The organism is Flavobacteriales bacterium (assembly GCA_013214975.1).
Classification (GTDB): domain Bacteria; phylum Bacteroidota; class Bacteroidia; order DT-38; family DT-38; genus DT-38.
The window spans coordinates 1-11,380 of sequence record JABSPR010000035.1; the positions used below are offsets into that span (position 1 = coordinate 1).

General features: G+C 34.2%; 10 protein-coding genes. 4 read left to right on the forward strand and 6 right to left on the reverse strand.

Features of this window, described 5'->3' with window-relative positions:
- Positions 1-29: 29 nt before the first annotated feature.
- A complete protein-coding gene (locus tag HRT72_02415; GenBank protein NQY66564.1) occupies positions 30-662 on the forward strand; it encodes a peroxiredoxin in 633 nt (210 codons plus the stop codon).
- Between the two features lie 54 nt (positions 663-716).
- On the opposite strand, the gene HRT72_02420 is transcribed toward HRT72_02415, so the two are convergent.
- Both HRT72_02420 and HRT72_02425 read right to left on the reverse strand, forming a co-directional pair.
- Positions 717-1,337, reverse strand: a complete 621-nt coding sequence (locus tag HRT72_02420; protein ID NQY66565.1) for an aquaporin — start codon at positions 1,335-1,337, stop codon at positions 717-719.
- Positions 1,334-2,089, reverse strand: a complete 756-nt coding sequence (locus HRT72_02425) for a methyltransferase domain-containing protein (protein NQY66566.1) — start codon at positions 2,087-2,089, stop codon at positions 1,334-1,336. Before HRT72_02425 ends, HRT72_02420 begins: the two co-directional genes overlap by 4 nt.
- A 227-nt stretch (positions 2,090-2,316) precedes the next feature.
- On the opposite strand from HRT72_02425, the gene HRT72_02430 reads away from it, so the two are divergent.
- Both HRT72_02430 and HRT72_02435 read left to right on the forward strand, forming a co-directional pair.
- Entirely contained in the window at positions 2,317-2,874 is a 558-nt protein-coding gene (locus HRT72_02430) for a hypothetical protein (GenBank protein NQY66567.1), read from the forward strand.
- 3 nt (positions 2,875-2,877) lie between these two features.
- Positions 2,878-3,261: a DUF1987 domain-containing protein gene (locus HRT72_02435; protein ID NQY66568.1), complete on the forward strand. Its 384-nt coding sequence runs from the start codon at positions 2,878-2,880 to the stop codon at positions 3,259-3,261.
- 71 nt (positions 3,262-3,332) lie between these two features.
- On the opposite strand, the gene HRT72_02440 is transcribed toward HRT72_02435, so the two are convergent.
- The 3 genes from HRT72_02440 to HRT72_02450 all read right to left on the reverse strand — a co-directional run bounded on the left by HRT72_02440 (position 3,333) and on the right by HRT72_02450 (position 7,842).
- Entirely contained in the window at positions 3,333-6,413 is a 3,081-nt protein-coding gene (locus HRT72_02440) for an ATP-binding cassette domain-containing protein (GenBank protein NQY66569.1), read from the reverse strand.
- A gap of 67 nt (positions 6,414-6,480) precedes the next feature.
- Positions 6,481-6,927, reverse strand: a complete 447-nt coding sequence (locus HRT72_02445; protein NQY66570.1) for a hypothetical protein — start codon at positions 6,925-6,927, stop codon at positions 6,481-6,483.
- 3 nt (positions 6,928-6,930) lie between these two features.
- A complete protein-coding gene (locus tag HRT72_02450; GenBank protein ID NQY66571.1) occupies positions 6,931-7,842 on the reverse strand; it encodes a hypothetical protein in 912 nt (303 codons plus the stop codon).
- Between the two features lie 129 nt (positions 7,843-7,971).
- On the opposite strand from HRT72_02450, the gene priA reads away from it, so the two are divergent.
- Positions 7,972-10,443, forward strand: a complete 2,472-nt coding sequence (gene priA / locus HRT72_02455; protein ID NQY66572.1) for a primosomal protein N' — start codon at positions 7,972-7,974, stop codon at positions 10,441-10,443.
- Here the strand turns inward: priA and panB are convergent, their stop codons facing one another.
- Positions 10,444-11,277 (reverse strand): 3-methyl-2-oxobutanoate hydroxymethyltransferase, encoded by an 834-nt coding sequence (panB, locus tag HRT72_02460; GenBank protein NQY66573.1) that lies wholly within the window; start codon positions 11,275-11,277, stop codon positions 10,444-10,446. It abuts the gene before it with no gap.
- Positions 11,278-11,380: the final 103 nt, after the last annotated feature.

Consider the following 11,380-nt stretch of genomic DNA (forward strand, 5'->3'; position numbering starts at 1 on the left):
AGTTTTATTAAATAAAAATAATATATATAATGTACGTATTATCAGGAAAAAAAGCGCCATCATTTAGCGCCAACGCAGTGGTTAACGGAGGTGAGTTTGTAGAAGATTTTTCGTTAGATCAGTTTTTAGGAAAAAAGCATGTTCTTCTTTTATTTTATCCAAAGGATTTTACATTTGTTTGTCCTACCGAGTTACATGCATTTCAAGCTAAATTAGGACAGTTCGAAGAGAGAAATGTTGCCGTTGTTGGAGTTTCTACCGATACAGAACAATCACATTGGGGATGGCTTCAAATGCCCAAAGAACAAGGTGGTATAAAAGGAGTAACATATCCTTTAGTTGCCGATATTGATAAAACAATCAGTTTTAATTTCGGTACATTGGCAGGTGAGTATGATTATAACGAGGAAGGTCAACTTGTAGCTAACGGGAACATGTTCGCATATAGGGGATTATTTCTTATTGATAAAGAAGGTGTTGTACAGCATCAAATTGTAAACAACTTCCCATTAGGTAGAAGTACAGATGAAGCATTAAGAATGGTTGATGCACTGCAATTCTTTGAGGAGAACGGAGAGGTTTGTCCAGCTGATTGGCACAAAGGTGATGAAGCATTAAAAGATAATCACGAAAGTGTAGCAGACTACTTGGCTAAGCACTAGGGATTTCGAAATTGAAGAGAGCGGTAGAAGGAATTCTATCGCTTTTTTATTCTTTTAGTTTTCTTCTGGATTCATTAGTGAAAATATAATGGCTGCAAGAATTGAACCCGAGAAAGGACCAACTATATAAAGCCATAAGTGATTATATGATGTTCCTCCAGTAAGAGAGTCGATAATAATTGGTCCCAAACCCACTGCTGGATTAAAGGCGCCCCCTGAAATACTTCCTCCCGCAGCAGCAGCACCTAATACAGTGAACCCAATAGCAATTCCATAATAAGAATTTCCTGCAGTAGGAGAAAATAATGCTACATAAAGAATTACGGATGCGAGTAAGAATGTGAAAATACATTCAACTAAAAGGGCTCTCCAAAGTTCGAAGTCGGGTGAAGGTGCTGGAAAAAATGATTTTTCAAAAACTAAATAATAAAAAGCTGCCGCTAATAAAGCTCCAGTAACTTCTGCTCCAATGTACCAAAGAGCTTCTTTAATATTTATTTTCTTTCGCATCAAGAAAACAAGGGTAATTGCGGGGTTGAAATGAGCCGCAGAAATTGGCCCACCCATATAAACAAGGGCAACTAAAGTAATTCCAATCGCCATTGGATCACCAGTCATACCAATAACTAGAACGAGAAAAAAAGAACAAATTAATTCTATCCAGTATTTTTTCATATTTCCTTTGTCTTTTTAACTACCATTATCATTCGATTACTAGATTTTTCATGATAAGGGGAGAGATTGTATTCACCAAATGTATCGATTAGTTCAAAACCAGATTCTTTGAAAAATAGTTTAAATTTATCAAGTTCTATTATTTTAACTTCTTCGAAATAATTTTCATGTTCATTCTTATCGTTGATAATAATTTCTTTGATTAAAAGGTCCTTTTCTTTATATCTTGAAATGTTAAATTCTATTCCGTCTATCGTAATATTTTCATTAGATTTTAACGAAGCCTCAGTGCGATGTGGGTTGAAGTAGTCGAGAATTAGTGTGCCATTCTGCTTGAGGTTTGTATTAGCACTTTTTAGTACTTCTAAATTTTCTTGATCATCGAAATATCCAAAGCTGGTAAAGAGATTTAAAGTTAGGTCGAAAAAATTCAAATTATAGACCTCCCGCATATCGTGTATATCAAACTGTATTCCGGGTATATCGTTTGACTTTGCAGATTTTATATTATTAGGTGATAAATCTATTCCCCAAATATTTTCATAACCCAATTCATGAAGGTTGAATGAGTGGCGTCCTTTTCCGCAGCATAGATCAAGTATTTTCGATTTCTTACTGAAATTGTATTTTTTATCGAGTTTAGAAATAAACTGCTTCGCTTCACTATCATCTCGAGATTTATAAAGGACGTGGTAATACTTGGAGTTAAACCATGATCTATACCACTCGCTATTTAGGGATTTATTTGCCATTACCTATTCGGACCTTTGATTAAAGCAGTGTGTTAAATGTCTATATAAGAGATAGAAGTAGGAGTAAAATTATCTAAAAATGATGTTTAAATAAGGAAAAAAGAATATATTTATATGGCTATATATCAAAAAAAATAGCAGTTTAAACAAGAACATTTCTAAAGCTTTAATCGTAAGAGATTTAGGCTAGCATGGTTAAATTGAAACCACAAGAATTAAGTTGAAAAATGGATATTTACGATCTGTATAAGAAAATGGAAAACCACAACATTATGTTGTCGTTTTCAGGAGAGATTACAGGTGAATTGCTTGATTCGTTGTTGGCAATTGTAGAGAGTAAATTGGATACAGTTAACGAGAAACCCAAAGTTAGAAAGAAAGTATATAATGTTCTTGTTGAATGTTTACAGAACCTTTACCATCATAGCGCTGTTTTTGATGATGTTCAGATAGGAGATAATAAGATTGACGGAAAGAATGCGACTATATTCATGATGGGTCGTAAGGATAATTTATACAATATAATGTCTGGAAATTATATTGTTAGAAAAGAAATTGAAGGATTTAGAGCAAAATTGGATAAGATAAATGCCATGGATAAAGAGCAGCTTAAATCTTATTATAAAGAAGTTTTAAATAATGCTAAGTTTTCTGCTAAGGGTGGTGGTGGATTAGGAATGATTGATATCGCTAAGAAAACAGGGCAGAAATTAGATTACACATTTGAAGAAGTTGATAATGACTTCTCATTTTTTACATTGAATATTAAAATACCTCAAATATAGATCATGGATAAAATTAGTATTGAAGGAACTCCAAAAACACCTGGGATAAAATTAGACCCAGAAGCAGGGATTATTGAAATTAGCGGAAGGAGTATTCCTGAGAATTCTATCGAATTTTACAAGCCAGTTATGGATTGGTTGAATGAATATGGTGAAAACTCTAAAGCTGATACCACAGTGAATATTATTCTAGAGTATTTTAATACAAGTTCATCAAAATGTATTTTAGATGTGTTTAAAAAGATAGAAGGAATTCATAAAAATGGTGAAAGTAATATGATCATTAATTGGCATTATGAAGAGGATGATGAAGATATGCTCGAGGCTGGTGAGGATTATGAATCTATTATTGATGTTCCTTTCAAGATGATTGAAATGGAAGAATAAAAGATTCGATAAAAGATATAAATAAAGGCTGTTCGTAAGGGATGGCCTTTTTTTTTCGTTGTGGTTCTTAACTATTTATTAGAGAAAGGGTTGCTTAATATTTTCTCTAACCCATCTAATAGTTTTTTAAACAAATCGAAGTATAAAGTAAAAATGAGTATTAGGGACATTATCCAAATCACAATAGCATTTACCCAATAGGTATCATAAAACTCATCTCCTATTTTCTTTCTGGGAGCAAAGAAGTGTGCACGTATAGATCTGCCATATGGATCGTGGTATATAGGGTCTGTTTTTTGGATTAGCGCGCCTTCTGCTTCAATAACTTTATTCAATTCGTTAGAGTTCTTTACGAGGTTTTCAAGGCTTTCATTACTATAGGCATTTTTCTTAGCTAAGAATATTTCACGATCTTCTTTGGTTTTATTGTGATCTCCAATCTTACCATCTTTTCGTTTATCTGCCATTTTGAACATCTGTTTATAGAAGTTCTTCAATGTTTGTAAATAAACAATGGTTTTCTCTAACACATCATGATTGATATGTTCTGCTGTGAGGCTGTCTGTAATTGTAAAATCAATGCCTTTCTTTTTTATTAGCAAGTCTTTCTGGATTTCTGTCCGAATCAAAAATAGGTTTTGCTCCAACGTATGTGACTTACTCGTATCGGAAATGGCGGCTGCAACTCTTGCCATTTTAGACATAAGTTTAGGGAGCCAATAGTTTGTTTTGTAGTCCGATATACTAATTCTTTTATTGTCTACATAATAGTCCTTACTGAACTCATTATGCTTGACTTGATTTACAGCTAAGGCTTCAAATGCCCATCTAGAGGCCATGATTTCCCCAGTAACAGGTACTACACTATGCGATGATATGGTTGGATTTAGTTTGTCGAATTTTACAATAACACCACTGAGAAGAAGTTGTGGAATAAGAAGGAATGGTATTACTATATATATAGTAACTGCAGAATTGAATGCGGATGAAATATTTAATCCTAACATATTAGCAAAGCAAGACGTTGAGAAAAGGATAAACCAATAATCTAAGTTCATTCCCTGTATTTCCAATATTGTATTTCCAATTAGTACAAAGGATATGCTCTGAATGGCTGAGAGGAAAAACATGATACTTATTTTGGAATATAAATAGCTGCTTCTGCTGAGATTTAGGAATGTCTCTCGTTTTAATATTTTCCTATCTCTTATTATTTCTTCGGCGCTTACCGTTAATCCTAAGAAAAGCGCCACGATAACCGACATAAACAAATATGCAGGCAAATTACTATTGTCTCGGAATACATAACCAACAGTATTTGATATATCCGTATTGTAATATTTTATTAGATATGCTAGAATAAATGCAAGCACAGGAGCTTCGAGCAAGTTAATTAGCATGTATTGCTTATTCGTAAGCTTAGAAAGTATGTCCCTTCTGGAGAATATAATAAACTGTTTAATTTTGTTAGGAATATTGAAGGTGCTCTCAGGAAATTCAGAAACAATGGGCTCGTTACTTTGTTTTTGTTCGATTTGCTCTTGATAAAATTGGTTAAATTCTATAGGTGAAATTTTTCTATTATCTGTTGACTCTCCATATTCATCAACAACCTTTGATTCAATAATGTTAAAAATCTGTTCTGGATTAACATTTCCACATTGGATGCATTCGCTCTCATCACTATTTACATGACGAACGATTTTTTTGAAATACACTATTCCGTCAACAGGATTACCAAGGTAGATAGGGTAGCCTCCAACGTCTAAAATGATAAGTTTGTCGAACATTTTAAAAATCTCGCTGGAAGGTTGATGGATAACAACGAAAATCAACTTTCCTTTTAGAGCAAGTTCTTTAAGTAGGTCCATTATATTTTCTGAGTCTCTTGAAGATAATCCGGAGGTAGGTTCATCAACAAAAAGAACGGAAGGTTCTCTAATTAATTCAAGAGCAATATTTAATCTTTTTCTCTGCCCACCGCTAATTGTTTTTTGAAGAGGGCTCCCTACTTTTAAATGACGTGTTTCATATAGACCGATACTTTTGAGTAAATCTATACAGAGATATTTGATTTCCTTATTTGAAAGTTTTGCAAAGCATAATTTTGCATTGAAGTATAAATTCTCAAATACTGTAAGTTCTTCAATGAGTAAATCGTCTTGAGAAATATACCCAATTATACTTTTTGCCTTATCCGTTTCCGTATGGATATTCAACCCATTAATAAGAACTTCTCCACTTGAAGGTTTTTCAATACTGTTAAGAACATTTAATAAAGTGGACTTTCCAGCACCACTGCCACCCATTATCCCAATCAGTTTCCCGGATTCTTCTTTGTAGTTGAAATTCTGAACTCCTATTTTTCCTCCAGGAAATTTGTATTCTACAGATCGAGCTTCGAAGGTTATTTTCTTTTGAGAAGAATCACTTAAAAACTGACTTATTATATCACTATAATAAATTGCATTTACTTTAGAGCTGCGAATAGATGAACCGGGTGTTAAAACATGAACTCTCTCTGCCGAAAGAATTAGTCCGTTGAGATAGATCTCGTCACTACCGTCGTAACTAATAACATACATTTTAACGCTTTCTAATCTGAGGATAACAATGTTACCATTGAGATTTTCGGCGTAAATATGTTTAGCTAGTGTATGTAATGCAATTTCGTTTCCATTGATATGTAGAAAATCAGAATGATCTAATAGAAGATTATTGTTTTCTGCAAGCTTGTTGCACTGCTCGAATTCTTCTTTTGAAATATTAAACGTTTCAGCGACTGTGGATACAAATTCATTTTCTTGTTCAGACGGTTGGCCATCTGCATGAATATATTCAAGAATACGAATAAGAACAATTAGTTTTTGTTTTTGTGCAAGCTCTTCATTAATCTGTGTACAGATTTTTAAGATTTTAACTGAATTGAGTGAAGTTCGTTTTCGCTTCTTTTCTTTGTTCTTGTTTTTTTTCTGCCCAGCCTCAATGTATTCGTCAAATACAATTAAATATTCATTTACAAGAGCTTGAGGAAGTTGACCTTTTAGGAACGATTGGACTATTCTTCGTCCATCTTTGGCTTGCTCAGACTGTTCCACGTCCGCAATAATAGAAAACAGCTGCATTAAAGCTCTTAATATCCTTTCGCTCATTGTGGCTTTGGGTTATTTGTTTTCAATTATTACTATCAAGAAAGGCCTTAATAGTATATTCTAGATTCTACTGCTTAAATCCGATAAGTAGAACTGCACAACCGGAAGCAAGATTGTCTCCATTAAGTCTAGCTTCAATAATGCAGTTTATTGTTGATTCAATTTTGAAATCCCAATAAGGGGCATTTCGATATTCATCAGTACTAAATTCTTTATTGGAGAATAGTAAGTTTCTCTCTTCATCGAATAATGAAAATTCTAGATTCCCATTTTTCAAACCAGTGCATCCTGATATTCTGTATGTTGATCCACCGTAAAAAGTACTGTGGAATTCAGCATTTTGTTCTCCGAGTAGTAATGCTCTGTACGATTGCCCATCAGAGACGAAGTTGTCACTAAAATTACCTTCGCATAGTGTTGCGATAGTATCACACTGGCTATAACCGTTAAAGTTGATCCCGAAGCTGAATATAGCAAGGATGATGGCGGCACTATATAATTTGAAATTATTCATAATTTACTCTACTATTTCATTTCTTATTGAAGCAATTCTTTCTGTAATAGTCTTTATTTGTTCTTCTGTAATGTTTACAGTACTCGTACTGTTAATCGTTGTAACTTTTTCTTCTGCATTATGTGAAGAAGGTTTAAACTCATACGAGAAATCAACTCCATCAAAATCTTCAGCTAAAACTATTAGTTGATCCGTGAGTTCGGCAAAATCAGGATCGTCGTAGAAAGGCATCAGTAATTTGATCAAATTATCAATTGTGTTTTTTTGAGATCCTATCCTTTCTCTTATTTCTTCACTATCCTGTAATTGGTGAATGTTTGTAATGAAATATAATCCTTCGATCCATCCTCCAGCAAGTACTAATGCTCCGATGTCGTTTCTTTCACTAGATTTTAAATATGAATCGGCCGCTCTGTAAGCAACAGATACAAGACTAAGAATAGAATCTTTCTTTCCAAGATTATTTTCGAATCTTGACAATGTTTTTGCATCAAAAGCACTAGAAACACCAAGATCATCAGCTAACCCTCTAATTGCTTTGAGATAAGTTAATGCATCTTGTGTTTGATCATAACATGTTACGTATCCAAGATCCGCTCCATATATCCCTAGATTAAGAGCTTTACTCATCGTAACAGAATATGACTGTGCGTGCGAAGGTGAATTAAGCATGTCAATATTGTAACTTGCTCCAGATTGCAATATGAGCAATGAGGTTTGTATAGGAGATGGAAGGCTAAATATAGCATCGTCCATCTGTAATAACTTTGGTTCGTTAATGTTTATAGTAGGATTGGCATCTTCTGTGACTGCATCCTCGTTTTCTGTTGAGCTGTTGCAAGCGCCAAGTAATAATGATGCTGACAGCAGCACTAAAATCGATTTTATTATAGCTTTGTTTGAAGATATTCTCATGGTAATTTAATTGTTACTATACCTGTGCAATTAATAAAAAAATAATGACTTCACAAAGGAAACGTATGCTAAAAGAGAAGGGTTTCACGATAGATAAATTACTTTCAAATAATATTTAAAAAAGCACGATTGCAGGAAGTTAAAACATACGTCGAAATTATTTTACCCATTGCGGTAAAAGGGACCTTTAGATACGAGGTGCCAACTCATTTAATCGACAAAGTGGAAGTGGGGAAGAGGGTTGTTGTTCCGTTTGGAAGTAAACGAAGTTATTGTGGGGTCATCTTTGAAATTCACAATACTAGCCCTGTTGGATTCAATGTGAAAAATGTAGACGGAATACTTGATGATTATCCTATAATAGATAAAATTCATCTGGAATATTGGTTTTGGATATCGAGTTATTATCTGTGCGGTTTAGGAGAGGTGCTAAATGCCGCTCTGCCTTCTGGGTTGAAAATTGATTATTCAGATCGTATAGTTATAAATGAAGAACATACAGTAGATAAGAAAATATTAACCGACAATGAATACTTAGCCCTTGATGCGCTTGAAATCCATAAAACATTAAAAATCGAGGACTTAGCAGGAGTTATTGGAACGAGTGAAGTTCCGTTTGTTGTAAGTTCTTTGATTGAGAAAAATGCTATTTGTAAAGAAAGGTTGATTTCTGAAAGATATTCCCCGAAGCTTAAAAAGTATGTTGAGTTGGAAAATGTTCAAATTTCAGATGTTGATTTAAATATAATAATTGATAAACTAGGAATGGCACCAAAACAAGTTAAGGCGTTACGCTCATATCTTAATTTAAGTTCGTTTAATACTGCATCTGTAAAAGAGGTTTCCATCGATATGCTTACAAGCGATGCAGGGGTATCTGGTGCTACTGTTAGTGAATTAGTGAAAAAGAATATTTTAAGAGTTTATAACAAAAGGATTGATCGAATTATCGATTATAAAGGAGAAAAAGAGTCTTTGGAAGAATTAAGTATTTCTCAAGGATGTGCTTACAAAGATATAAAACAAGCTTTTTCTAAGTTTCAAACCGTTTTACTACATGGTGTAACATCTTCTGGGAAAACGGAGATTTACCTTAAATTGATAGGGGATACTCTTAATCAGGGTAAACAAGTTCTTTATTTAGTGCCTGAAATTGGACTGACAACACAATTAACAAGTAGAATATCGAAGTGCTTTGGTGGAAACTTAGGAGTTTATCATTCGAAATTTAATGCAAATGAAAAGGTTGAAATTTGGAATAAAGTTAGGATGGAGGAAGATTCTCATTCTATTGTAATAGGAGCGAGGTCGGCCATGTTTTTGCCCTTTAATAATCTGGGGTTAATAATTATAGATGAAGAGCATGAATCATCCTATAAACAAAATGAGCCCTCGCCAAGATATCATGGGAGAGATGCCTCTATTAAACTAGCTTCTTTATTGGGAGCTAAAGTTTTATTAGGTAGCGCTACTCCCTCTATTGAAACCTATTATAAAGCGAAAGAAAACAAGTATGGTTTTGTTGAATTAAAAACAAGGTTTGGTAATGTTGAGTTACCCGAAATTATTACTGTTGATCTTAAGAGAGAACACAAAAGGAAGTCGATGAAAGGACATCTATCGCTTCAATTATATAATGGGATTAAAGAGGCTTTAGAGAATAAAGAACAAATAATGCTTTTTCAAAACAGGAGGGGATATTCACCTTATTTACTTTGTTCTTCATGTGGAGAAGCAACTCGATGCGTTAATTGTGATGTGAGTCTTACCTATCACAAATCGAGCAACCAACTTAAATGTCACTATTGCGGTTATCAGGAAGTATCGGCCTCAACCTGCAAGAGTTGTGGCGTATCGGATCTTCGATTAGAAGGGGCCGGAACAGAGCAAATAGAAGAAGAACTTGAAATACTATTTCCAGGGACTACTGTGGCTAGGATGGATATGGATACAACCTCTAAGAAGAATGCATTTAATAAGATAATTGATGATTTTGAAAATGGGTCTGTAGGTATCCTTGTTGGTACTCAGATGATTAGTAAAGGGTTTGATTTTAAAAACGTTTCACTGGTTGGTGTAATCAATTCTGATAATATGTTGAATTTTCCAGATTTCAGGGCGTTTGAAAGAACATTTCAGTTAATGTCTCAATTTAGTGGAAGGGCAGGCAGAAGACAGAAAAGAGGGCGAGTGTTTTTGCAAACGTTTAACCCAGAACATGAAGTTATTCAGTATATAGTAGGGCATAATTACATTGGCTTGTACCAGGCCGAAATAACTGAACGTAATGCATTTAAGTATCCTCCCTTTACAAGGTTAATTAGGTTAATCGTTAAAAATAAAAATGAAATTACAGCACAACGCATTGCGAAAAAATGTGGTGACGAGTTAAGGCTGATTTTTGGTTCTCGAATTCTAGGCCCTGAAGTGCCGCTAATGTCAAAAGTGAGAGGGTATTACGTTCGAGAAATTCTGATAAAATTAGAATTGAAATCGTCGGTTATTCATGTTAAAAGTGAAATTCTAGAAGTTGTAAGTAAATTAAAGTCACAAAAAGGGGTGGCTTCAAGTAGAATAATTATTGATGTTGATCCAGTATAGTTAGTACTGTTCTTTCTTATTAGGGAAGTCTTTGGATTTAACATCGGAAATGTAATCTTCTACTGCGTTTTTAATTTCCTCAAATAAGTTGAGATACCTTCTTAAGAAACGCGGTGAGAATTCGGTTGTAATACCGAGCATATCGTGGAGAACTAAAACCTGTCCGTCAACATCAACACCCGCGCCTATACCTATTGTAGGGATTTTTAATTTTTTGGAAACGGTACCTGCTAAATTCGCAGGAATTTTTTCTAATACAACTCCAAAGCAGCCCGATTTTTCCAGTAATAAGGCATCACTTGTTAGTCGTTTTGCTTCTGCCGCATCCTTTGCTCTTACTTCGTACGTTCCAAATTTGTATATAGACTGTGGAGTTAGTCCAAGATGACCCATCACAGGAATTCCTGCCGAAATAATTCGATTAACGGAATCGATTATCTCTTTACCACCTTCCATTTTAATAGCATGTGCTCCAGTTTCCTTCATGATTCTGATTGCGGAGCTTAATGCCATTTTTGAATTTCCTTGATATGAACCGAAAGGAATATCGACCACAACTAAGGCCCTTTCTACTGCATTTATTACAGAAGAAGCATGGTAGATCATATGCTCTAGTGTAATAGGTAAAGTTGTATCATGCCCTGCTACAACATTAGATGCAGAGTCTCCGACTAGAATTACATCTATTCCTGCCGCATCTAATATTTTGGCCATAGAATAATCATATGCAGTTAACATGGAAATTTTTTCTTTGTTCAATTTCATCTGTTGTAACGTGTTGGTCGTTACTTTCTTTAGGCTAGTTGTTACACCTTCGGTATTGGTTCTTTTCATTTTAATCTTATATTATTGAAATCTAAATTACAAAATATGATGTATGTACGGAATTAATGATGCGAATGAGAAGGGTGACTGACGAAATGTCATTTTAAATGTC